Origin of the sequence: Leptospira idonii (assembly GCF_004770995.1) — a bacterium.
GTDB classification, from domain to species: domain Bacteria; phylum Spirochaetota; class Leptospiria; order Leptospirales; family Leptospiraceae; genus Leptospira_A; species Leptospira_A idonii.
In genome coordinates, this window is sequence record NZ_RQHW01000065.1 from 1 (window position 1) to 24467 (window position 24467).

Here is a 24467-nt window from a genome sequence, read left to right on the forward strand (position 1 = left end):
CCCACATTCGCTGTCGATTGCAATAGCGGTAATCCCGTTGACGCTAAATTTGCTAAGGGACCTAACAGAGATGCTGTCGCGCTTCCTATCGCTGACAATCCATTCTGGATCGCTGGACCCAAAAATCCTCCCGCTCCCAATGTTAATACGGTTACTGCTGCTGTGATCGCTGTTGACCTTGTTGCTTCCGCTTGTGCTTTCGCTTCAGATCTTCTTCTCTCTATACCAGCTAGTTCTTGTCTTACGAAGGTATTTAATATATCTTTATCGACATTTCCTACACTTGCTACTGTGTTGATGAACAACTGCTTTTGCAACTCTTCCATGATGCCTTTCTGTCCACTTGGTACAGAACTATGATAACTGGTTCCCGTCACAGCTAAGCCGGCGTATTGTTGTGCATTCGCCAAATATCTTCTTTCTGCATACGTTAGTTCCATGTTTCCAGCAAATCGAAGTTCGGTGGCTTCCTTTATTCTTGCGTTCATCTCCGATTCAGGAACTCCTGCTGCGATCAACGCACTCTTGACAATTCCACTTCCTAGTCCGGATATCTGATTCATTATGCTTGTGATCGGATTTTCGTTTATCGCTGCTCGCGTTTTTTTTGCTTCTGCCTTTCCCTTATAGTCCGTAATCATTAAGTCGAGCAAGTCCTTGGGTAGTCCGGAGGCTGTTGCTATGCTGCTCACCATATAGCTTTGTATCAAGGCATCATTTTCTGATTTTAAACTCGCATTCCCTCTTTTGCTCGCTAGAATTTGATTCATTCCCGCATCATATTGTTTTTTGCCTACCAGGCTTTCTATACCAGCTAACGCTATACTATCTGCGATCGTCATTATAGGGGATAGTCCCACAGAATTAAGAAGGGCGGCTTTGCCTGCTTCTGTTTTTGCTATGTAGTTCTCGAAACTTCGGATCGGATCATTGATGGAGAATGTATTCGCTCTTTCTCTTATATTTCTTGCTTGATCTTCCCTTCTCATATAACCTATGATATCTGTTGCCAGTTGGATCTGATCGTCGGATCCTCCCGTGGCTCGGATGAATCCTGCTGCTATGCTTGTATTGATTTGAGATTCGATTTTGCCTTTGATGGACGCTTGTATTGCCGATGCTCCCCCTGTCATATACGCAAAGATCAAGTCCTTGAGAAAACTATCCGACGATTCCGCTGTCTGTTTGTTCTGCTGATATTTCTTCTCGTTTTGGTTTTCCGCTGTGGCAAGACTGCCTACTGCCGCACTTGCGGCTTTACTATCTTGGCTTAAGCTTTTATAGTATGAATTCAAGTTATCATTGTTCGCTACTGATACTATATCCCAATCTCCTTGGCTCCAGGTATCGAATAGATCCTTGCCTGTCGGCGCTGTCACTGCCTTCATTTGGGATAAACTCACATACTCTTCTCTCGTTGTATACTCCGCTAAGTATTTGCCGTTTACTTTGATGATCTCTCCGGTCTTGATCTGTTTGTATATCGTGGCTACGTTCGTATCCGTGTTGATCGTGTATGAGAAATTTTGTTTGATTAGGTCGGAACATCCTGCCGGATTCGCAAAACAAGTCCCGCTTTGTTTTTTTTCTGCTTCGGTTAACTTTTCATATTCGATGTATCCTAGTTTGACCTCTTCCTCTCTTGTCAGTTTGCGAACGATCATTCCGTCTACGTATTCCAAATTCAAATCGGCGAGTCGTTTTAGTTGCAATTCATGATTATTGCCGAAGCAACTCTCATAGTCCTTTCCTGTTTTTCCCTCACAATTGCGGGCAAGCCTTGAGTCTTCCAAGTGTTTGAGTATTTCTGTGAGTTCCCAACTGCTGGCGTTGAGTGTTCCATCCGGATTGTAGATATTCTGTGCTTGGATGTTTCCTGCTTCGTCTCTGTTTACGAGTGCTCGTTTTTCCCAGTCCACTCCGTAGGTCATTTGGTTGAGTAAGGTTTCTTGTTCTTTCCTAATTGCGTTTGCGTTGTTTTCATTTAGAGAAAGCAGTTTGGTGTATTGTTCCACTCCTGTTGTTGTGGAGTTGAAGTAGGAAAATATTTCTTTACCATTCGAGGAAGCGTATGTTTCCACCTCTTTCTCGTAAGCTGCTCCGAAGATGCTGTATTTCACTTCCTTTGTCTCCGCCTTGTCGGAAACGCCGATGGCTCCTAATAATGCTTGTTTTCCTTCTGTAAAATTTCCATCCAATATGGTTTTTAATAAAGAATTTTCTCCTCCTAGAGTGACCGGAGTCGGTTTGATCAGTGTAGGATCTATTTTATCACTTATACTCGTTTGCCCCAATGGAAGTAAATTTTCCGCTCTTACCGTAGGGAAACTTACTGTGCTGGATACTGTTTCCTTAAATGTAAATTCTGTTTGGGTCAGTCCTATCAGGGAACTTCCGTAGTTGTTTAGGATTTCGTTGGTTCCCGTGCTTCCCGTTCCGATTCCTATATTCGCCAAATTAGCATTTGCTGTTGTTTGAAATTGGGCTAAATCTTCCGTATTCTTTACTTTTCCCGCTTGTTCGTAAAGTTCTATCCATTGAGTGAGCCCTGCCTGCCGTTCCTCTTCCATCTTAGAAAGCCATTGTGATTTTTTGATTTCCAAATCTTCCATTGACTTTTCGTAATCGGCTTTTGCCTGGGCTTTTAATACGCTGACTTGTGTTTTCCATTCTTTATAAAACTGATCATAGTCGGCTACCTTTGTTTCCCAACTGCCGATAGCAGGATTGAGATCGTTTACATACAAACTCAATTGTCCGGATAAAGAGGTTCTATTGTTCTTCCAGTAGTCTGCGAAAGATCTTGCTCCCAAGTCTTCCACTTCGTACACGAGTCCGTATCCTAGTCCCCCCATAAGGACTCTATCTTCCCAAGGACCGCGCCAGATGCTGTAAGAATGAAAACCTGCTCCGTCTACTACGTAATTTCCGGCTAAATGGGTTAAGTCGGTAAAGGACAAGATATCCCACTTATTCATTAAATCATTATGATCCGTATATAAGTTGGAAGCAAGTATCTTTACTACTTGTTTGTCAGAGCCGTATCTTCTCTGAATCTCTGCCATGATTCTATCTTGGTCTTTGCTGTAGATGGCAGCGACCAGACTTCTGGTGATTTCATCCGTTCCCAAAGTATGGAACATGTTTTCCCCTAATGCTCCGAAGTAGTCCGCTCCTTGTCCTCCGGAGAACCAATCCATTGTTTGGTTGGCATATCCGTTGTCTCTCAAATACAAATAATTGAGTCCGTATAGAACCTGATCCACCATCGCAGCTGGGTTCGTATTGTTGGCACTGTGATCGTATGTGAATTGAAGTGAATTTTGATAGGTATAGATTCTATTGTCGTATTTAATATAGTTTTGTGTGGCAGATGTGGTTTGGCCGTCTAAAAAAACGGTGATCTGTGAAGAGATTGTAGAGAGAATTTTGGATACATCTATATCGGTTTTGGATAGTTCATTTCGAATGTCATTCACCAATGCAGTTAAGGTCAATCCCGCTCCATTCAATTCGTTCGAGTTGGCTTTTTTATAGAGGCATCCTTCTGACAATGTGCACGCTGGTTCCAAATCAGAAGCAAGCTGATTCATCATTTCCCCCATCGCATTTTTAACAGCCGTTTTATATTGATTAATCGCAGTTAAATTCTGTTGAAACATCACATCCGATTGGTCCAAAGAACTGAGGAAAGCTTCGTAGTTTTGTTGGATCACCGCCGAGGAATTGGCGAAGTCCGCAGTTCCTGCTTGATAATTCAGATTAAAATTAGCATTCCAATTGCCGATTGCCTGCACCAATTGATTTTGCAATTGTCCCGCTTGCGTTGTGTTGTATTGGTACTGCTTGTATAAATCTTCCTGACCGATTCTTTGCAAATAAGTTTCTTCGATTCTTCCGCTGTTCAGCTTGGAGATGAATTCGTTTCTATTGCTTAAAAAATCCAGGTTCGCCCGATGTTCCCAATCGTTCATAGCAACGATCTTTTGAGATTCCAATGCTTTTTGAACCGCATCCTTATACGCTTCCACATCGTTATAGGAATCGCTTTCCGTAATTTGAGATACATGATTGTAAATGGCCTGGTCCGCTTCATTTTCCCAATACGCTCGGATCAATCCTTTATAATAGTTCACTTGTTCCGTCCATGCAGAGAGACTGTTTTGGAAATAACTTTGTCCATACACACGATTCATCAGATTCGTGTCATAACCTTCCAATTGCAGTTGAGGGAATGGGTCGGAGAGTAATCTTCCTGCGAACAATAGAATTGCACTGATCAGCAGTATCTTTTTTCTTTTCGTTTTATTTATTATATTTGAAAAACCTATTTTCCTAAAGAGCTTTCTAATTATATTTTCCATCTTACTCTCGTTTCAGCACAAACAAATCTCGATTTATTGCGAGATAGGTCATTTAACTGAAGAAAGGAAGATCTATCCAGAAAAAAATCTTTAGTTCTATTATTGGCAGTGCGCCGCTTTTTTCTTTTTCGCACACTTTATACGGAATATACGTATGTTTTTTTATTTTTTTAGATCGAATTTGGCGCCTTATCCGGCTCTCCCTCGACGAGGGCGCTCGGTCGATCCGGGGCGTTTCGTATATGGAAATTTTATTTCCTACCTATGTTCACTTAACCGTAAGGATCGCCATCATATCCCCTTGATTCGTTTTTTTTACCAAAGGATCTGCGATCTTTTTGATCATACGAAATAGAAAACCAGCATTGGGTTTGGAAGTAAGTCCGCTTCCGTAAGAAAGAGAAACGGAAGATTTATAATTCAATTTCTTCAATAAGGATAAAAGTCCTGAAAGAGAGTAATAATACAGATGCTCCGGAACATTCAGATAACGCCAGTTCGGCCCCTTCCAACGAGCGAGAATCCCGTATCTGCATGTGGATAAAACCAAACATCCCCCCGGTTTCAAATGGCGGTAGATTTTCTCTAAAGTTTCTTTCGGTTTATGAAGATGTTCTATGGTCGCCCATAAGGTAATGACATCATACTGTTTTTGAAACCCCTTGTCCCAAGAAAGAAAATCTTCCTGATGCACAGTGAGTCCCAATTTTTCTCTGGCAAATCGAACCGGTCCGTCTGCGACTTCGATCCCTTCGGAACGGTATCCTTTGGAGCGCATATAATCCACGAAATATCCTGCGGCACATCCTATGTCCAAAGAACTCAAAGAGGCGCCAGTCTGTTTATAATTTTTTTCCCATTCGAAGAATTTAAGGTCTGTTAAATTTAACTGAAAGACTCTGGAGATTTCACTGCGAATGGCATCCGAATAATAATTATCATAACCCCGATCCGTTCTTTGAGTAAAATAGGAGTCGGAATAATAACGAATCACCTCAGCCAAACTCGGTTGAGGGTTGACTTGCACAAGCCCACAAGACTTGCATTTTACGATATGAAACTCCTCTCCCAGAGGACTTTGTTTCGAAAAAAGTGCAGAGAAGGTTTTCCCTTCACAGGTATTGCAAACTACCATTTCCATAGAAACAGTATCGGAGGAAATTCAAAAGAAACGTTTGATTAAACTGCGAACCGTCAAAATCAAAAAGGATAAAATGCACATAAAAAGAATGATCGTGGAAGAAGTGGGAAAAAACACCTCCTCCCCGTGATGATGAAACCCGGTGAGGCTAAGGAAAAAACCTCCTATCGTTCCCAAAAGAGAGAAAAGAATCGAAAGAAGAGCTAGGATCTTAGTCGAACGAACGAAAGGCAAAAGAGTGAAAACGGGAAGAAGTAGATGAGCTATGGAATAAAAAGAACCCAAAAGATTCACTGAAACAGTGACCGCAGTGGAAAGGATCATATAAAACAGAATGTCGTAGAAAATGGGATTTCCGATTTGAATTCTATATTCGTCCCGATCGAAACTTAGAAAAAGAAATCTTCTGAAAAAAGAAAGATAGAATATGAAAGCTAAAGAAGCAATCCAGATACCGGCGGAGTCCAGTTTCACTTCGGAAGTCAAAATATCCCCGAAATAAGAGGCCATCAAATGGTTCTGAACATCCCCACCTAATGCGAGTAAAATCTGGGACAAGGAAGCGAAAAATACGAACAAAATTCCCAAAACCACATCTTCTTTGATATGAGTGGATTTATGAAGAAGAACAATGGGAAAGATAAGCGCACTGGAAAGCAAAATGGGAGCCAAGTCTCTATCCCAACCCATAAACAGACAAAAGGCGACGGAAAAACCGACTGCTTGTGATAAGGTGACTCCGAAAAAAGTCATATTCCTCAGAACGAGTAAAATTCCCAATACGGAAAGTAAGGCTCCTAAAATTCCGCCTACGATCATCTGAGGCAGAAATAAATCCCAATTTTGTATTACATTAGTCATGGTGGTGGCAGTGAGGGGGTTTTTGTCCTTCTGAAATTTTGTAAAACTTTCCTTCGTCGATTTCAAAGATTTCGGAAAAACCTTGTCTCCAATCGTGAGTGAGACTGTGAGTGATTACGAACAAAGAACGATTCGCTTCGTGAATGTATTCTTCCAAAATCTCTTGGAACAATTCCCTGGACTCATGATCCAAAGAATCCATAGGTTCATCCAAAAACACCAAATTCGCTTTGGTAAAGAGGGAACGTAAAATCAAAACCCTTTGCAACTGACCTCCGCTGCACTCAGAAATTTGTTTCTTTAAAAAATGACGGATTCCCGTTCTTTCGATCAGAAACAATTCCTCATCCGTGAATTTTTTCTTAGGAAGAAAACTAAAACCTATATTCTTAGGCATCAGCAACACTTCCTTCACTGACAAAGGAAAATCAAGGCGCATCTTTTTCGCCTGAGGCACGTAAGATGAAGATTTGAGTTCAGGAAAATCAATGGAGCCGGACAAAGGAGGAATGAGCCCAGTCAATGTTTTGAAGACGGTCGTTTTTCCAGCTCCGTTCCCTCCGATAAGAGCGTACGTTTTGCCCGGCTGAATGTCAAAACTGACATCGGAGACTACGGGAAAACCGCTTCTGTATCCGACGGAAAGGTTGTTCGTTCTTAAAAAATAAGATTTAGTTTGATTTTGTTCTATCACTTGCATCGCGTATCTTCTGCAACATTATTTTTAAAGTCTCTTCATAGGTAGTCGCTTCCGGAGTTCCTCCTACGGAAACAGGCATCACAAGCACGATACTTCCGGGAACCTTGGAAGAAACATATTCCGCATACTTGGGATTATGATACGGTCCTAGTAGAATGATTTTGATTTTTTCCGCAATCATATAACTTACCACTTGGTCCATATAACGAACTGATGGCGGAACTCCCGGACGTTCCTCTATCGTAAGATTTGCAGTGAACTTGAATCGGGAGGCCAAATAAACGAATTGGTCGTGGAAAACGGCGACTTTCAATCCGAAGTAAGGCTCCATTTTTTTCAGCTCCTCTTTCGTAAGGGAAATGATTCTTTTTTTGAAAGAAGCGAAATTATCATCGTAGTAAGAATGATTCAAGGGATCGACTCGATTCAATGCGCTTCTGATATTGTCCGCCATTTGAATGGCATTGATGGGATCGTTCCAATAATGGGGGTTTCCATAGATATGCATATCTCCCATAGAACGGTCCATCATTACGGTCGGCTCTCCCAAGATCTTCACTTGAACGGAAGTATCGCAGTAACCCGGCTGCCCTTTTTGGATTTTGATGTTTCTGGACTGCTGCTGAATGTAAGGAACCCAGCCTACTTCCAAATCCAATCCCACCATACACAAAATATCCGCCTGATTGAGGCGAACCAAAAAATCAGGACGAGTCATCACGAAGTGAGGGTCATCGAATCCTCGAATTAAACCGGAGACATCTGCCTTATCACCTGCGATTTGTTCTGCGATATATTTAATGTCCGTAGTAGTAGCGACTAGGGATACTTTCGCCTGCAAGGAGAAAGAAATCAGAAACATTCCTAAAAATAAAAACAATCGTAGGGTTTTATTTCCATTAGGATCGAATCGAAATGATGTTACTCGCATTTTCTTCTCCATTAAATCAATAACTGTGTGCAGGATGCGAACCCAAAATGGCAACCGCCTGAACGTATCCTCTGTATTCCTTGGACTCTTGTCCCGTTTCTTTGGAATAATCCTGAATGAAACGTCTTTCCGCAGAAACTCTGATTTTCCCGAATTCGGAACTATGAAAAGTCACCTGAAGGGACTGTGCTTCCACAGCATTATTCGCATATTTCCCGTTTTTGTCTGTTAGATTTTTATCTGTATAATAATCGTAACGAAACCCCAATGACCATAATTGATGAAACTTATAATCGATAAATAAATAAGTTCCCCATTTATTCTGAGAACCTGGTTTGGATTTTTCAAAAGTCGTTAGATTTATGGTTTCGGGAAAAATTTCCTGTTGGTACCAAGTTTCCGTCATGATGATGAATTCTTTTAAATTGGACTGGTTCCAGCGAAGAACCGCATCGAAACCGTAAAGATATCTTTGGTTCCTTCTGTCTTGGGTAGGTTCATAACGAACCCCGGAAAAACCGAATTGAGTTCCCCAGTTGTTTCCGAAGTAATAAAAATTTTTGAGATGAATGTATCCCATCGGATTGTTCTTTTGAACTCCTTCCGAATGGGCATGCCCCCATTTTTTTCCGTTCGTTGCACCTAACACCAATTCCTGAGTGATGTATTTCCAGGGAAGAAGTATGCTGAATTCAGCCCCCGTATCCATCGCGGATTCCCATCCGAAAAATCGTTCGTGAACGATGGGGGACATGGTGAACGGTCTATCATGAGAGTGGATTTTATTCAATCTGCCGATGTCCATAAACATTTGTCCCGCTTTTAAAGACATGTTATATGGTAAAAAAGGAAGCTGGATCCATGCCTCATGAACTTCGTAAAAATATTTTCCGTTCTCTCCGTGAGCGGCAGCTAAAAAGTTTCCTCTCAGCCACTGATCCACAGCACCGCTGAACCCGAATTCGGCGGTCCGTATGTCCAATTTATTATCAGTAGAATGAGGTTTGTTTTTGTCCCAGCCGCCTACTATGTCTATGGCAACGGATGCGTCCATCATCAGGTTCTGAGCTGATCTGTTGATTTGATTGTTCGATTGTACGGGAGAAGTGGTTCCTCTGGAATCTTCGGAGCCCTTGCTTCTTTTTTCCTGCTCCTTGAGATCTTTCTCCAAATCATCTTCCCAATTATTACCGGAAGAAGAAGTGGAAGAGGTATTCTGAGCTAAAGAAGGAATGTCTTTCAATTCCTTTTCCCAAGTATCCGTCTCTGCAAAAAGTAAAAACGAAAACAGAGTAAGTGCAATCGAAACACTTACTCTTCCTTTCAAACTAAAAAAAAATTTCATTTTCAAATGCGGATTCTACGAAACTAATTATTGGAATGAAGTAACAGTTCCTACAACATCGTATGCGGTAAATGATTTTAAAGTCGCACCGCTGAGTCTGAAACCGATCTGTGCTCCCGTGTTGGAACCGAAATCTTCTTCTTCAAAATCAGGAACGGCTCTGTTTACGGATGCACATGCGGTTTTCCAGCCGAGTACGTGCAGTCCTGCCCCTTCCTTATGCATTTCCAAACAAAGAGTATTGTCTGTAAAAGAAGTCAAAGCGAAGTTTGTGGTTTTTGTGAAGTCTGCTGTGGCACCAGTGTTGGGTGCTTTGGTTTGCACTTTCGTAGTAGTGATATGAAACGCAGCTCCGTTCACGCTATTGGATCTCATCACCACATCCAAATAACCGGAAACCGAATTGATGGAATATGTAACTTCGATTGTGGTTTTTTCTCTTCCGTCCAAAGCGTTGAAACTTCCTTTGGAAAGAATGGTGCTGGAATCAGAAGTTCCGATCACTCCGCCCGCAAAAGCGACATTGGATGCGTTGAATCCTAAAACGGAAAGAGCGGAAACAGCATCCCCCGAACAAGGAACCAAATTGAATTTTCTGCCTACGGTAGGGCTCGCACTGACGGATTGTTCCGCAGGGCATCCTGCCGCACCTGCAGCAACTAACAATAATGAGTTTAGATCGTCGTTATCTTTTTTCTTTTTTCCGAATTCCGCACAGTTTGCGGCAAACAGAATGAGCGCTAGAAGGGAAAAGAAAGTTTGTTTTTTCATAAAAAATTCCTCACGGGAACAATGATTTGCAACCTTGTTGCAAATGCAACTGTGTTTTACTTAAAAAAGAGAAAAAAAATACCAAAGAGTTGATTTTGTTACAGTTACATGATAGGAAACAGATCTTCTGCGTTTTTCCATAGAACCTTTCTTTTCGCCTCATCACTGATCTTTGCTTCCAAAATTTTCATGACAGGATGAGAAAGATTGTAAGGAATATTAGGAAAATCGGAACCGAATAGAATTCGATTTTGATATTTTTCCAAAAGAAACAACCAGGAATCCACATTTTCTCCAGTGGCGAGAAAATCCACAAAGACCATGGTCGTGTCCAAATAAAGATTGCGGTAGCTGCCGATTAACTCTGCATATTCGGAGATCTCTCTGGCACCCATATGGGCAACGATCACCTTTAGATCGGGATAGGTTTGCATAAAAGGAAGAAAATGAGAAATTCCGGTGAAGTCTCCCGGTAAAGGAGCATTGCCAGTATGAATCACCAAGGGAATCGATACACTTTCCAAATAACGAAAAGTTTGTTTCAATTCCTTTCGATTCAGATCCAGTTTGGAAACTTCGCAATGAAGTTTGAATCCTAAAAATCCGTATTCTTCTACCGCTTTTTTTACGTAAGTTTCCACTCCCTCTTCCGGATAAAAAGTTCCGAAAGGAACCGCACCTTCCCAATTTCTCCAATGAGAATGAATCCAATCGTTGAGAGACTCAGCCATATCCGGCTTATGAGCATAATTTAAAGTGGTAAATCGTTTGAATCCGTTTTTATGAAGACGCAAAACCCTTTCCTCTTCCGCATAACGATATGCTATCGCCCAGCCCACCTTATCGAACCATTTCCAAATCAATTTCATCACTACTTCCGGGAAAAAATGGCAGTGAATATCGAAAAGGTAAGGAATGTTTAATTTTTTAAGTAAGTTTAGATGAGGAGGATTTTCTTCATCGAGTAAGGGAGGAAAAACTCCTTTTTCCTTCCAAGGGAAAGGAGAAAGGAGTCTTTGTTCTTCCGAATTAGACGGACTCACTTCCCCCGTTTCCCCGTGAAAACAGGCGAAACAAGGAAGTAAATCTGAGGAAGGATGGATCACTAAACTGCTGCTAGGATCTTTTTTCTGCCTTTGATTTTCGTAAGATTGGCGGCCAAGATGGCGGCACTATCCAGCAAATAACTTTGAGTGAGTGCTTTTCTGCCTTCTCTTCTTTCCACTTTCGCACGAGGAATGTTTCTTTCCATCAACATACTTACATGGAAACGAGCAGCGGATTCTACCACTTCGAAAGCCAATTCTTCTCTTAAAGTTCCCGAACTGGAATCGATTCCGGTGAACTCGTTTACAACGGATTCCAAGGAAGACCAAAGTTCTTTGAGTTCGGAAGAAGGAGAAAATTTCGCCATTTCTTCCTTAACATATTCTCTGAAAATTCCAGTCTCAGTCATACCGGAAACGATTCCTCCGATACAAGCAACCGTCTGTAACTGAGTCGTTCCTTCGTAGATATTCGTAATACGCACGTCTCTATAGATACGAGCTACATCATAGTCTTCCGTATATCCGGAACCCCCGTGGATCTGTAATGCATCGTAGGCGACTAAGTTTGCGATCTCAGTGATGTAGTATTTGGAGAGAGGAGTGAACAAAGAAGCGAGTTTTTCCCATTTTTTGAAGTTTTCATCCTTTCTAATTTCCTTTTCGGAAATTCCGTTCATCCTGCCTCTTTCTTCCTTCCAACGATAAAGATCCACTGCACGGCTTGCTTCGTAAAGAATGCATCGCATTCCTGCGACTTCTCTTTCCATACGATCCAACATCTTCTTTACCGCAGGGATTTGATCGATTGTTTTTCCGAATTGCACACGTTCGGTGGCATATTTAAGGCCTTCGAAATAAGCCGCGGATGCGATTCCCATCGCTTGCGCTGCGATATTCAAACGTGCTTGGTTCATCATCGCCATGGAATATTTGACCAAACCTTTTCCTTCGTCCCCGATCAAAATGCCGGGAGAATTTTCGAACACAACTTCACAAGTAGGAGAACAGTGAAGTCCCATTTTCTTTTCGATGGAAGCCACATATACGTCTTTGGAGTGAACCAAAAAGAAAGAAAGACCTCTCGCACCGCTTGTAGTGGAGCCGGTTCGAGCCAATGTCAATATGATGGAAGGTGCCTTATCGAAACCGCAGGCATGAGTGATGAATCGTTTGGTTCCTGTGATTTTCCAAACTCCGTCCTCTCCTTTTACAGCTTTTGTCTGTAAGTTGGGAAGGTCGGATCCGTAGTTCGGCTCAGTAAGAGCCATCGCTCCGCAAAGTTCTCCCGCAGCCATCTTAGGAACATATTCTTGAATCATTTCTTCTGTTCCGAATCGTTCCACTGTTTCCGCAAGATTCATACAACCTAAAGTGATCGCAAGACCTCCGTCGGCACGAGAAACGGATTCGGATAACATAGATTGTACGACAGAAGGAAGACCGATTCCGCCGTAATGTCTGTGGATTCCGTAAGGAAGAAGACCTGCGGATTTGATTTTTTCAATCACATCGATCATCTCTTTAGGGAAAGTCACCTTTCCGTCGTTATATTTCAAACCGACTTCATCCATCACTTTCGCTACTTGAGAAATGTCTCGGCCGGCAATGTCTCCGCCCGCTTCCAATGTAGATTTGTAAAATTCGATTGCGTCTTCGTAATTTCCGGGAGCAAAAGCCAGTTCTTCCTGGCCTGTTTTTTGATAGGCTTCGTAGTCTGCGAAATTCTCTTCGTAAGCGTCTATGATCTCTTTCCAATCGGTAAGAGAATCGAAATGGTCGCGCAAATCAGCGTTATCGCTAAAATAATTGTTAGATATCATGGGAGGATCTCCAGAATAGATCTTGTTCAAGATCAAGTTTTCAGTTCGTTTCGGGGATCACAAACGATTTTTAAGAACGGGATTCTCCCGATTTTCCATATTTAATGCAGTTAAATTTAATCGAATCCTTTCATCATTCCCAAAGAAGTGTTATTTGATTTTTTCCGCCAAAGAAGCGATCTCGGAAATATGTTCCCGAAGCACTCTTGTATTCTCCGCCACCAATTGGACCGCATCTTCTATATTCTGTGCGGCTGCCATCACTTCCTTGTTCCCTAAAGTCTGTTCGCTTGCGATGGTTTCCAATTGAGAAGACAACTCTTTCAATTCTTTTTGAGAGGAAACCACTCTGGAATTCAAACTCTGCATCTCTATGATCTTATCGTTAAAGATGCGCACGCTGGCTTCGATATGTGAAATTTCTTTCTCTTGGCCAACAGCCAAATCGGAGGCTTCCATTGCGGACAGATTTCCTTTATCCAAATCGGATTTCGATTTTTGAATGGTTTTGGAAATGATGCTGGCATTGGATGCGGAACTTTCCGCAAGCTTCCCTACTTCTTGAGCGACCACTGCGAAACCTCTTCCGTGTTCTCCCGCTCTTGCCGCTTCGATTGAAGCATTTAACGCAAGCAAGTTGGTTCTATCTGCGATTTCTTTCATGATTTGATTCACTTCTTCCACTTTTTGAAAAGACGATTTCACTTCCTCCAAAGAAGAATTCAAAGCGTTCATGGCCAGGGAAACTTTATTACTGAATGCGGAAGATTGATTTACCTGATTGGAGATTTCTCCGATTTCATTTCTCACTTCTTTTACGATCAGATCCAAATTAAAACTTTCATCATTGAGTTTGCCTATCTTTTGGTATTGATCCCGCACGAACTCTGCGGAACTTTCCGTAGACTGGGAAATTTCAGTGAGGGAGGCGCTGATTTCCTCAATGGAAGCTGCTTGTGTTTGGATTTGCGAATTCAAATCCTCGGCAAACAATTGTAAGGCATCTACGGAGACGTTTAGTTTTTCCGCAGTGATAAGCATGTTTTCTTTCTGCTTTTCCACGATTAAGGAATGTTCGTCGGCTTGTTTCTTTTCCCGAAGCGCTTGGTCCTTAATTTCTACGAGAAGATTCACCATTCTACCGGTTGCGAACGTAGCCATTCCTAAAAAAGTCACCTTTACGATTTCTATCGGCAAAGAAAGAGCGTACGCAAGTTTATGAGTGTCCGTTCTATCTACGAATTCCACTCCCATTATATGAGCGATCCAAAGTGCGGCCACATCCATAAGAGACAGAAGCACCCCTACTACGATCGTTTGGCGCTGAGAAAAAAGAAAACCGGAATAAAGAATCACAAAAAAACTGATCACATAATTGATTCCTAACTTTAAGGCGCCGGAAGCGATGTCTAAATCGATCATTTGCTGCCCCAGTGTATTGAAACTTAAAAGAAACACATCGCCCAAAGTGAAATAAAAAGCATGAGGATCCAAATTCTTCCGAAGTCGGTACGCCTGTAAGGCGGAACTGACCCCGTACAAAGAAGTGGAAATCACCATTAGAGCCAACTGTTCTTTTCGCAAAGAACCAAGAGCACCTATAATGCCCGCCACATAGAGAAAAAATAAAAAAATACGAATCGAATTGATGTTCTTTGCAGAACGAACGGAATATACATCCATACCCCAAAATTGTTTCCGTTTCCCCTTTCTGACAACCAAATAGTTCCTTCTTTTATCCCATCTGTATAACAGATGCAACTTTGTTGCAAAAATTCTTGACAAAATTTCCCTACGATCCCAAAAATGCAATTCAGTTGCAAATGCAATATAATTGCAAAGAGGTATTGTTTTGAAAAGGGTTCCCGTTACGGTTTTATCAGGATTTTTAGGAGCAGGCAAAACGACTCTGCTCAATCACATTTTAAACAACAGAGAAGGTAAAAAAGTCGCAGTCATCGTAAACGATATGAGCGAAGTGAACATCGATTCCTCCTTAATTGCCAACGGAGGAGCCAATCTGTCACGCACCAACGAGAAGTTAGTCGAAATGTCCAACGGATGTATCTGCTGCACTCTAAGAGAAGATCTTTTAGCGGAAATCACCGAACTTGCCAAAGACGGAAAATTCGATTACATACTGATAGAATCGACGGGAGTATCCGAGCCCCTTCCCATCGCGGAAACATTCACTTTCGAAGATGAGAACGGAACGAGTCTTTCCGAAATCGCAGAACTAGATACGATGGTCACCGTGGTAGATGCGGTTCATTTCCTGAAAGATTTTTCAAGCTTAGAGATTCTGAAAGATAGAAATTGGGAAGCAGGAGAAGAAGATGAAAGAGGAGTCGTAGATCTTCTGGTAGATCAAGTGGAATTTGCAAACGTAATCGTTGTGAATAAAATCAGTCTTCTTGCCGAAGAAAAGAAAAACAGACTTCTCACCATCATCAAAAGTCTGAATGCGGATGCGGATATCATCACAACGGATTTCAGCAAGGTGGATTTGAATCGAATTCTACATACCAAAAAATTCGATTTTGAAAAAGCAAGTGAGTCTCCTCTTTGGCTGAAAGAACTGAGAGGAGAACATAAACCGGAAACGGAAGAATACGGAATCAAAAGTTTCGTATACAAATCCAGAATTCCCTTTCATCCGAAACGACTTATGGATTGGCTTGAAACCGAAAAACAAGGATTAGTGCGAGCCAAAGGGTTCGTATGGCTTGCCACCAAAATGGATTGGGTGATTTTATATTCCTTAGCCGGGAGCATCGACTCTTACAGACCGGAAGGTTTTTGGTGGGCGGCAGTGGAAGATTCTGAAATTCCGGATGATCCTATCATACAAAAAAACCTAATGGAAAATTGGGAAGAACCCTGGGGAGACAGAAGACAAGAAATCGTATTCATCGGAATCGATTGGAATGAAAAAAAGATCAGACAATCACTTGATGCTTGTTTGTTGACGGAATCCGAATTTTCACTCGGGCCTGAGGAGTGGAGTTTATTCGAAGACCCTTTTCCTGACTGGGATTTCGATCGGGAAGAAAATTCTTCGGAAAAGGAGTCCGCTTTATGAATGTTTATTTGGGAGATATAAAAATCGAACTTATAGGAAAACGGCCGCAAACAGGATTTTCTCTTCAGAAAACTTTTTCGATTCCCGCAGCCTATAACACAAAACGCGCCCTGAAAAACGATTCCTTAAAGAAAGGCTGGGTCATCATATCCACCTTACCGAATATCAAGTCGAATGAATGTTCTATGCAGATATTGAATCTGGAAAACGAAATCAAAAAACTGAATGAAAAGATTCGAATCTTTCATATTGCCTGCGACTCTCCCGATCATTGGGAAGGAGTTAAGGAACTGCATCCTTCTCTCAAAGCGAAAGGGTTTTGTCTGAACCTAGCAGCAAAAAAAGATGTTATGAATTTTAAAGAAAGTTTCGGTGTAGGAGTGAAAGGTTCGGAAAGAATCGCACACGGACTCTTTGCCTTTCGGGATGGAAAACTCATTGGTTCACTCATCCCGAAACAACAATATGGAATTCCCAATATAAAGGGATTTCTTAAATCTTTAGGGTTTTGATTTGGATCTCCATGCGTTCCATTCCTGTTTGGTACGGAAGTGTTCTCCTGTAACTGCGGCTAACGCATAGTAGGATAACTTTCTCTTTTCCGGATGTTCTCCGTTGACATGATCGAATAGAATCGGAATGGAGTTTTTATCTTTTCTACGAGCGATCTCTTCCATGGCAGGTCTGTAAACGTCCGCATCGGAAGAAAGGGTCGCTTTTTCTATGGCGATTCTAGCTTCCTCGGAATCGATCTGTCCGATTGCGGAAAGAATTTGAGGAGCCATTTTAGGTCTGTTTTCCAAAAGGCGAATCAATGTAGGAAGAGAGTCCGCTTCTCCGATGGAACCGAGTGCCTCTAAAGAATACGATACCAATTTGGGATCGGAACTTTCCACTGCTTTCAAAAGATCGGGGATCGCTTCTTTTGCCTGCATCACACCCAAAGCCCAAGCGGAACCGTATGGACCTTCCTTTTCTCCGGAAAGTAAAATTTTACGTAAAACGGGAATGGATCTTTTGTCACCTAACCATCCTAATGCTTCCGCATATGAATCCCTCTCCGGTGCTTTCTGATTCAAAAGAAGTTCTTCCAATTTTTCTCTGGCAGGAGCAAATTTCTGTCTTCCTAAAATCTTAGCGGCACTCCCCCAGGTGTATTGTTTATCGGAAGAAAGAAGTTTGAGAGCTTTTTCTCCCGCTTCCTTGGAAGGAATAGAAGCAAGAACATCCGTTACATACAGTCGGGTTTCGTTCGTTTTGGATTCGATCAGAGGGAAAGTCATAGAAATGATTTTCGGGTCTCCGATTTCTATGAGGGCCATGGAAGCATTTTCCTTTCCTTTGGAATAGGAATGATCCAGCGCCTTTACTAAGTTAGGGATTCCTAATTTACTTTTAACTCTTCCCAAAGCAAGATAGGCCGCAGCAAGGCTGGGAGAATCATCCTGAACTTCCGTAATTCGAATTAAATAATTTTCAGAAGGAGCATAACCCAATTTTCCCAAAGCCATCGCATAGGTTTTGTCTTTTTCCCTGTCTTTGTTTTTCAAAGCTAAAGCCAATATATTGGCTCCTTGGTCCTTGGCTCCGATTTGCACTAGAGCTTCCACAGTCTGAAGGCGCAAAGTAGCATCTTCCGAATTCAAAAGCGGAAATATATTTTTTCCTGCTTTCACATCTTTCATCCTTGTCAGTGCATCCAGATACACATCCTTAGGATTTTCTTTGTCCGTCTCCAGTAAGCTAACAATGTTTTGTGTGGACGATTTGTCCTGTAGGTCTCCCAGCGCAATCGCCGCACCGGCTCTCACTCCCGGTTCCGTATCTTTCAAAAGAGTTTTGAGTTTAGGAATGCTTTTTTTCTCCTGCCTGCTTCCCAATTGGATGGCGGCTTGAGACCTGAGAAAAACATCTTTGGAATCTAAATCTGCGAGTAACTTCTCCGTTGGAACTTCTTCTTCCACAGTCATTTCCACCTGAAGGTCTGGTTTGGTAGGTCCCGCTTCGCAATGAGCGAAGGCAAATCCCAAAAGAATCAAAATAAGAAATCGTTTCAAATGATTTTGCATAAGGAAAGTATATTCTAAACGCCGGTGATTATTGTGTAAATTTGAAAAAGAAAAAGGAAGGTGGAAAGAAAGGAAAAAAGGAAGACTCGCCGAATCGTAGTTTATCGGCTCATCTTCCTTAGAACGGTTAGGATTTAGGAACTTGGCTTCTTACTTCTTGCAAAGTAGAAAGTTCTTTTTTCCACACTTTAAGATCCCTTTCCGCATTCAGCTTGTCTGCCGCAGCGGTTTGGTTATTTTCCATCCAATATTCGATCATTTGAATTCTGGATTCCAATTCGTGGATCTTATAATCGAAGTAAATTTTTTGTTCCGCAGGAGCAGGTCGGGAAGGTTCCGAAGGAGGGTTGCCATTCGGCTCCGACCATTTGTTTTTAGAGATAGAACTTGCAAAATTGGCTTCCAACGCAGTGAAAGTTTCCATATTTTCCTTCGCTTCTTTCTCTTCGGCTTCCGTCATGGCGGGTCGAATTTCCTTAGGAATATAAAAGTTTTTAGGATACTTCGCTGCGAAGTCTCTCCATTCTTCTTTTATTTTCTCTTTTCGATTCGGTTGTCTTTCCAGAGCAAAAGGCCAAAGTTTTTCGGCCTGGCTGAGTTCATCTTCTTCAGGGGCAGGAGCATCGGCAAACTCCGGATCATCGAATAAACTTTTTGCCCTCTTGGCCAAAGGAATGTCGGAATCATCTTCCGCACTCACCTTGTTTCTAGGATCGACATCCTCGTCTCCCTTTTGAAAACCTAAAATAGCGAGGAAAACCAGGGCTACAAGCCCTAGTCCTCCTATTAACCATTTGTTACGTTCCGTCATGACGAATACCTTCCTGTTATGCGAAGATAGAAATCACCCAAGAAATCGCTTGGCCGAAGATGTTTTCCGTTAGGAAACCTTTCAAGTCCACTGGGTTTCTGTTCAAGCTGTCGTAATACCAAGCAGTGTATTCACTTACAGCAGGAATAGAGTAACCATAACGAGAGTTAATCGCTTTGATAAGTTCGTTTGCGAACAAAGAGTGACCATACATGTTCGGGTGAACTCCGTCTAGTCCGAAAACACCAGGTTGGTTCGGTAGAGGCCAGTTCGCACGAGCGTTTCCTGGGCTCCATCCGTCAGCGCTGCGGATCGGTCTTCCGTTTTCTTTCAAATCATCAAAGATCACTTTCAAATCCGCTACCGCAAAACGCATAGTAGCTGCTTGTGCTTTGATTTCATTGTTCAACATAGTTAAGAAGTTAGAGATAGTAACGATTTCGGAAGAATCCAAAACTTGGTTCGGATTGGATACAGAGCTTCTATAGAAAGCTTTCAATCCGCTGTAGTTAGATCTGCCTTGTGGATCGTTGTATTTTTCCAAATACGCGATGGAAGTTACGTTAGGAATAGTGAAGAGAACTCCACCTTTCAAAGATCCCATAGCAGCCATTCTTCTGAAAAATTCACGAATGTCTCTTTTGTAACGAGCTTCATCCAAACAATCCAAAGATGTATGAAGAGCAGTACAGAGAACGTGGTTTGCACCTGCAGTTCCGAATAGGAAAGTAGGTTTTACTTTTTCCATGATTTGAGTTTGTGTTCCCGCATCACGAAGTCCGAATTGGTGGAATTTGTCCGGTTCTTGGCAATCCGCAACAGTCACCCAACGATAAGTGTACCAGTACCAAGTTTCCCAGTACCATTGTTTTTCTTGTTTGGTAGCAGTGATGTCTTCACATTTACCGGAAGTCTTAAGGAGGGAAGTATATTCAGCACCTGTGATTCCTGCGTGAGTAGGAAGAGCAACGGTTCTTTCATTTCCACCGATGATGCTGCTTGCGATACAGAAAACGCCGCAGTTCCATTTCAAAACATCTTCCAAGTTTACATAAGGCCCTTTGAGCTCATTGTAAGAAACGGAAGTTCCTGCTTGTTTAGAAACAAGGACAGGGTAAGCCCAATCTTGAGTTTTCTTTTCTACGGTAACTCCGAAAAAGCCATGGCTTAGGGAATCCCCTACAACACCTACTTTTTGGAACATTTGTGCCTGAGTTTGCGACCAAACCGGCATGGAACTGAATAATAGAGCAAGAAATAGCCCTAAACCAACGAATCTTTTCATTTTTCCCTCCAAACGGAACATATTTAACACATTTTCTTCAATTGCAACATTTTTGTGCATTTTTGAACCAGTGTCAAGATTTTTGGAAAAAAGTTTTTAAAAAAATTCAGATTTATGTCCTAATTTGCTTCCCCCTCATTCTAAGCCCAAGGAAAGTCCGAACCTATGCATTTAAATACGATCCAAAGCCTCACCGCGAACCTTCTTTATTCTACATTTGTTTCTATTGGCTCGGTAGCAGAACTCCATATCGACGAAAAGCAGGACCAAGAAACTGCGATGGGAATCTTAAATTATACCCTTTCCTTGCTGGATGACTCCCGAAAATCCATCCAAACCTCTCTTTCCGACAAAGGAATCGGGCTGGAATACCAAAACTTTTTAGAAGGAGCTTACGAAGCCTTGGGTTATATGAAAAAACAAACGGAATCTTATGTGTTATATGCGAACACTGGAAACAAAGACTATATCGATGAATTCGAAATAGCAAGAACCAGCGCTTGGAATAAAATCAGCGAAGTTTTAGGAATCGGTTAGATTTTCGCTTTTCCGAAAGATACGTAAAATCAAGATCAACGGAAAATATCCATGAAAACAATTCGAACTCTTTGTTTCCTCTCTCTAGTTTGGACAGCAGCTTTTTCTTTCTCCCATTTGCAGGCAGAACCTAAAAAAGAAAAACCATCCACAGCCCCTACTCCTCTGCTTTTGGAATCGATAGGCACTTTATCCGCACAAGGAGTTTACCTCACCTATATGTCGATAGGTGCTCTTTCCGACGGATTTGTGGCGCAAGTTTACGATAAGGAAGCGGCACAGTCCATCATGACATCCTATGTTCATCTTTCCAAAATCTGCCAAACGCAACTTTCCAAACTTTTGAAAGAAGGAAACCTGTCTTCCGAAGATAAAAAATACATTCGCGAAATTGAAATCACATACGGCCACTTGATCAACCAAGGACAAGCGATCATCGATTATATAGAATCCTCAGACCAAACCCACCTGAAAACATTCGAAAGCAACAGGCTGGAAGCGGGAAAAAGAATCGAAAAGTTAATTCAACAGAACTAAGAGTTCGTCTTTTGTCTGGGAAAAAAGTTTTTTCCTTTTTCCCAGAGGAAACAAAACAGAAGGATCGCAATCAAATACATGCAAGAGAATAAAAAGCTGGCAAACTCAGGGTTTGCCGTTAGTTGTTTGAAGTTTCCATACAGATAAGATCGCAGTTTGGAAAACACACTCAATCGAGTGACAAACCCTGTTAGAAAAAAAACAAGTAGAGCATTTCTTCCATAAAGACCAAAACCCAACCTACTTCCTAAAGAAAACTTCTCCCACACAACAAACAAAGAACACAAACATTCGGAGAGAAAGGCAGTGAAAAAGATAAAGCTGAGAGACCAATTCGTTTTATTCAAAGGAAAGATTAAAGAAAACGCAAACGAAAGAACAGGATAGACCAGAAATTCAAATCGACACCTAAGGAACAAATTTCCATCCGAATACTTTTTTCTTCTGAGAAAAGAAACTGCACCTAACATCACTGTAAGAAATGCGGGAATCGAGCTGAAAATCCCTTCGGGATCATAGTTTTTTGTTTCTTTCCAAAGATGATTTCCGAATACGAAACGATCCGTAAGTGCGCCGAGAGTATTAGACACCAGAGGTTCTTCCTTAACGAAAGAAATAGAATTCGAATCGGATGAAATGGAGAAAAAACGGTTTAAACAGGCAAAGCAGATCACAAGTAAAAAAAGAATCCAAATGGAGGGAAAAAACTTTTGTTTCGGTACATATCGTATCCAAACGGCGCCGCAAAAATAGAGTAAGGCGATTCTTTGCAGAACTCCGGGAATCCGAAACGTTTCCCAGTCCCATTTCGGAAACAAGGATAAAAACAAACCCATGAGAAACAGGGCGGTACTTCGAAACAAAATTCGTTTCCAAAAATCGGAGAGGGATTCCTCGCTTCGTTTGGAAGAAGAGATCATTAAACTGTAACCGACAGCCCACAAAAACAAAGGAAACACCAGGTCGGCCAAATGAAACCCGTTTCCTTCCGCATGTTTGAGTTGAGGATAAATGAAACCCCAAGAACCGGGGACATTTACGAATAACATTAAAAAGACGGCAAAACCGCGAAGATGATCTAAATATTGTTTTCTTTCAAACGAATCGGCCATTCTTATTATGGTTTTCCAAAACGGAAAGAATCGTAGACTCTTCCCATTCGTCAATCACAGCACCGTTTCCTTTGATATAAACCAAAATATCGGCTCTTTCGTGATTGGGAACTTTTACCAATTCGTGCAAAACCAAAGAGAGTCGTAAGGAATCTCTTTCTTTGGGCTTTTTATTTTTTTCCTCGGTAAGATTGAATTTCTCCTGCACCGACAAACAAAACAATTCCCAAACATGCACCGAATCCAGAATGCCCTGCAGAATGTCTTTGCTCTTTTTATCTTTATCGGATTCCAACTGATCTCTGGAAACCATCATCATTCTCAGATAATAATACAAAGTGGGGCTGTTGAGAAGGATCTTTCTAATTTCGTTCTCGCGCAAATTGGCGAAAATTCCCAGAAGAGCCTGCATGGTAAACGAATTGCCTTCCAAGATGTCGAAATAGGCTTCCCAGGTTTGCGGATCCAAATTGGCAAGAAGATGGATCTTCAAAGTGGGATCTCGATCCATTTCTTCGGAGAGGGAAAGAATCTTCAAACTCTGAAGAGGGTCTAACATCGTTTTGACTTGGGAAAAATAATTCCCAGATTCAAAATTGCCAGAAATAAATTGTTTTCCGTAACCGAAATAAATGAACCTCAGAAGAAGTGAGGAGGGAAACTCTTCCTTATTCAGAAGAACTCGAGTTTCCGATTCGGAACGAAACAACCAAAGGTATTCGAAAATGAGATCGCAAAAAGCTTCATCTTTCTGCATGATCTCCACCCAATCCCGGATATGTTCTCCTTCATGGATTTGCTGAAAAAAATCCAACATTTCCTTGGGGGACGAATTTTTCCAGAATTCGGAGTTTTTCCAAAGCACAACCAAAGATGAATCACTAAACTTTTGGTTCAGTCAAGTATTTATTCCGAATTTAAGGAACCGCCTTACAGAAAATTAAATGCTCAACCATTGAACATAAATTTGACGAATATGACAAAATCATTCTTCGATCCAAAGAGCGTGCACTGTGTCAAAATATTCTTTCACCTTCAGGATCTTGCCGTCGGAAAGAGTGATTAGAAAATGATAATGATTGTTGTATTTTTTCTGATTCGATTTACGAACCGCATTCGATTCCGCGATCAAACTCACTCTGTCATCCTCTGCGGTCATTTCCTTCAAAGTGAAAGTGAAATGATCGAAGTTTCTATGGATCATTTTCAAACCGAGACTGATTTTTCTCTTATCGTAATCTCCGGAAACTGGTACATTTCCCATGATCCACCAATGCAAATCTTCCGAAAAAAGGAGAAAGGCTTCCGTTAATTTCTGTTCATTGATCAATCCGAAAAACTTTTTTACAACATCTTTATTAAATTCTAAATTCGACATATTTTTCCTCGTTTTATTCTAAACATTCAATATACATATCTAAAGAAATAAGTCCTTCATTTGAGACTTCATCAGCTCGATTACTTTTCTGTCCTTTGTCAGAGAAAAAAGCCTCAAACCTCCCAAATACAAAAGATACAGTTGCAGGGAAATCGAATCCAATTTCTCTCCTTTTCTGTTTCGATCGAACTTTCCTACGCATACTTTAATGGTTTCAATTACCTTTCTGATCGCATTTGTCCTCGCAGTATCAAATTGGCTCAGATGAGATATTTCTCCGGAAAACAAAGCGATAGGACAGTCTTTTCTGGAATTATTTCTTTGCTCTCTTACGATAAAACTCACCCACTTATCTATAAAATCGGAAATGGAATCGGAACGATCCAGCATCTTCAACATAACAAGGTTTTGCTGAACTGCCAGATGATTCAGATACTCATTCCCTAAATCGTCTTTAGATTCGAAATGATCGTAAAGAGTCTTCTTATAGGCACTCGCATTCTGCAGGATCTCGGAAATACCGGTCGCCTGATACCCCTTATCCCGGAACAAAGAGAAGGAACTGTCCAATATTTTTTCTTTTATTTTCATATTTCCTCGAATTAAAAGTAGACCGATCAGTTCACTTTTTCAACTTTAGGTAGACTGACCGGTTCACTTTCTTTTAAAAAAAG

21 protein-coding genes are annotated in these 24467 nt (G+C 41.5%); 4 read left to right on the plus strand and 17 right to left on the minus strand.

Annotation, left to right across the window (positions count from 1 at the left end; all coding sequences use genetic code 11):
- The 10 genes from EHS15_RS16125 to EHS15_RS16170 form a co-directional block, all read right to left on the minus strand.
- Positions 1–4364 (minus strand): TIGR04388 family protein (locus EHS15_RS16125; RefSeq protein WP_135761622.1); only part of this gene is annotated, 4364 nt, incomplete at its 3' end.
- A 268-nt stretch (positions 4365–4632) separates the two neighbouring features.
- Entirely contained in the window at positions 4633–5505 is an 873-nt protein-coding gene (locus tag EHS15_RS16130; RefSeq protein WP_135761623.1) for a class I SAM-dependent methyltransferase, read from the minus strand.
- A gap of 21 nt (positions 5506–5526) precedes the next feature.
- Entirely contained in the window at positions 5527–6366 is an 840-nt protein-coding gene (locus EHS15_RS16135) for a metal ABC transporter permease (protein WP_135761624.1), read from the minus strand.
- Positions 6359–7066 carry a metal ABC transporter ATP-binding protein gene (locus tag EHS15_RS16140; RefSeq protein WP_135761625.1) on the minus strand — a complete coding sequence of 236 codons (708 nt, stop codon included), beginning with the start codon at positions 7064–7066 and terminating at the stop codon, positions 6359–6361. Before EHS15_RS16140 ends, EHS15_RS16135 begins: the two co-directional genes overlap by 8 nt.
- Positions 7038–7928 (minus strand): metal ABC transporter substrate-binding protein, encoded by an 891-nt coding sequence (locus EHS15_RS16145; RefSeq protein ID WP_246052262.1) that lies wholly within the window; start codon positions 7926–7928, stop codon positions 7038–7040. Before EHS15_RS16145 ends, EHS15_RS16140 begins: the two co-directional genes overlap by 29 nt.
- 85 nt (positions 7929–8013) lie before the next feature.
- A complete protein-coding gene (locus EHS15_RS16150) occupies positions 8014–9342 on the minus strand; it encodes a TonB-dependent receptor (protein ID WP_135761627.1) in 1329 nt (442 codons plus the stop codon).
- Positions 9343–9369: 27 nt separating this feature from the next.
- Positions 9370–10113, minus strand: coding sequence for a hypothetical protein (locus EHS15_RS16155; protein ID WP_135761628.1), 744 nt, complete (start codon positions 10111–10113; stop codon positions 9370–9372).
- A 104-nt stretch (positions 10114–10217) separates the two neighbouring features.
- Positions 10218–11156 carry an amidohydrolase family protein gene (locus EHS15_RS16160; RefSeq protein WP_167884259.1) on the minus strand — a complete coding sequence of 313 codons (939 nt, stop codon included), beginning with the start codon at positions 11154–11156 and terminating at the stop codon, positions 10218–10220.
- A gap of 62 nt (positions 11157–11218) precedes the next feature.
- On the minus strand, positions 11219–12982 hold the full coding sequence (locus tag EHS15_RS16165) for an acyl-CoA dehydrogenase family protein (RefSeq protein WP_135761629.1): 1764 nt from the start codon (positions 12980–12982) through the stop codon (positions 11219–11221).
- Positions 12983–13132: 150 nt separating this feature from the next.
- Complete coding sequence (locus EHS15_RS16170) at positions 13133–14665, minus strand: methyl-accepting chemotaxis protein (RefSeq protein WP_135761630.1); 1533 nt, start codon at positions 14663–14665, stop codon at positions 13133–13135.
- 169 nt (positions 14666–14834) lie between these two features.
- Between EHS15_RS16170 and zigA the strand changes: the two genes are divergently transcribed.
- Both zigA and EHS15_RS16180 read left to right on the plus strand, forming a co-directional pair.
- Positions 14835–16064, plus strand: coding sequence for a zinc metallochaperone GTPase ZigA (zigA, locus tag EHS15_RS16175; RefSeq protein WP_167884260.1), 1230 nt, complete (start codon positions 14835–14837; stop codon positions 16062–16064).
- Complete coding sequence (locus tag EHS15_RS16180; protein ID WP_135761632.1) at positions 16061–16576, plus strand: hypothetical protein; 516 nt, start codon at positions 16061–16063, stop codon at positions 16574–16576. The genes zigA and EHS15_RS16180 overlap by 4 nt, the downstream gene beginning before the upstream one ends.
- On the opposite strand, the gene EHS15_RS16185 is transcribed toward EHS15_RS16180, so the two are convergent.
- The 3 genes from EHS15_RS16185 to EHS15_RS16195 form a co-directional block, all read right to left on the minus strand.
- The gene (locus EHS15_RS16185; protein WP_135761633.1) at positions 16565–18133 is read right to left on the minus strand and encodes a HEAT repeat domain-containing protein; all 1569 of its coding nucleotides are present in this window, start codon (positions 18131–18133) and stop codon (positions 16565–16567) included. The genes EHS15_RS16180 and EHS15_RS16185 overlap by 12 nt on opposite strands.
- A 127-nt stretch (positions 18134–18260) precedes the next feature.
- Positions 18261–18944, minus strand: a complete 684-nt coding sequence (locus EHS15_RS16190; RefSeq protein WP_246052239.1) for a hypothetical protein — start codon at positions 18942–18944, stop codon at positions 18261–18263.
- 16 nt (positions 18945–18960) lie between these two features.
- The gene (locus EHS15_RS16195) at positions 18961–20259 is read right to left on the minus strand and encodes a hypothetical protein (protein ID WP_425460655.1); all 1299 of its coding nucleotides are present in this window, start codon (positions 20257–20259) and stop codon (positions 18961–18963) included.
- A gap of 135 nt (positions 20260–20394) precedes the next feature.
- Between EHS15_RS16195 and EHS15_RS16200 the strand changes: the two genes are divergently transcribed.
- Both EHS15_RS16200 and EHS15_RS16205 read left to right on the plus strand, forming a co-directional pair.
- A complete protein-coding gene (locus EHS15_RS16200; RefSeq protein ID WP_135761635.1) occupies positions 20395–20766 on the plus strand; it encodes a hypothetical protein in 372 nt (123 codons plus the stop codon).
- A gap of 51 nt (positions 20767–20817) precedes the next feature.
- Positions 20818–21303, plus strand: a complete 486-nt coding sequence (locus EHS15_RS16205) for a hypothetical protein (protein WP_135761636.1) — start codon at positions 20818–20820, stop codon at positions 21301–21303.
- Here EHS15_RS16205 and EHS15_RS16210 read toward each other — a convergent pair.
- The 4 genes from EHS15_RS16210 to EHS15_RS16225 all read right to left on the minus strand — a co-directional run bounded on the left by EHS15_RS16210 (position 21300) and on the right by EHS15_RS16225 (position 24384).
- Positions 21300–22415 (minus strand): heparan-alpha-glucosaminide N-acetyltransferase domain-containing protein, encoded by a 1116-nt coding sequence (locus EHS15_RS16210; RefSeq protein WP_135761637.1) that lies wholly within the window; start codon positions 22413–22415, stop codon positions 21300–21302. The two genes, EHS15_RS16205 and EHS15_RS16210, sit on opposite strands and share 4 nt — an antisense overlap.
- The gene (locus EHS15_RS16215; protein ID WP_246052241.1) at positions 22399–23232 is read right to left on the minus strand and encodes an LBF_1199 family protein; all 834 of its coding nucleotides are present in this window, start codon (positions 23230–23232) and stop codon (positions 22399–22401) included. Before EHS15_RS16215 ends, EHS15_RS16210 begins: the two co-directional genes overlap by 17 nt.
- Before the next feature lie 168 nt (positions 23233–23400).
- Positions 23401–23793: a nuclear transport factor 2 family protein gene (locus EHS15_RS16220; RefSeq protein WP_135761639.1), complete on the minus strand. Its 393-nt coding sequence runs from the start codon at positions 23791–23793 to the stop codon at positions 23401–23403.
- A gap of 39 nt (positions 23794–23832) precedes the next feature.
- On the minus strand, positions 23833–24384 hold the full coding sequence (locus EHS15_RS16225; RefSeq protein ID WP_135761640.1) for a TetR/AcrR family transcriptional regulator: 552 nt from the start codon (positions 24382–24384) through the stop codon (positions 23833–23835).
- Between the last annotated feature and the right edge of the window lie 83 nt (positions 24385–24467).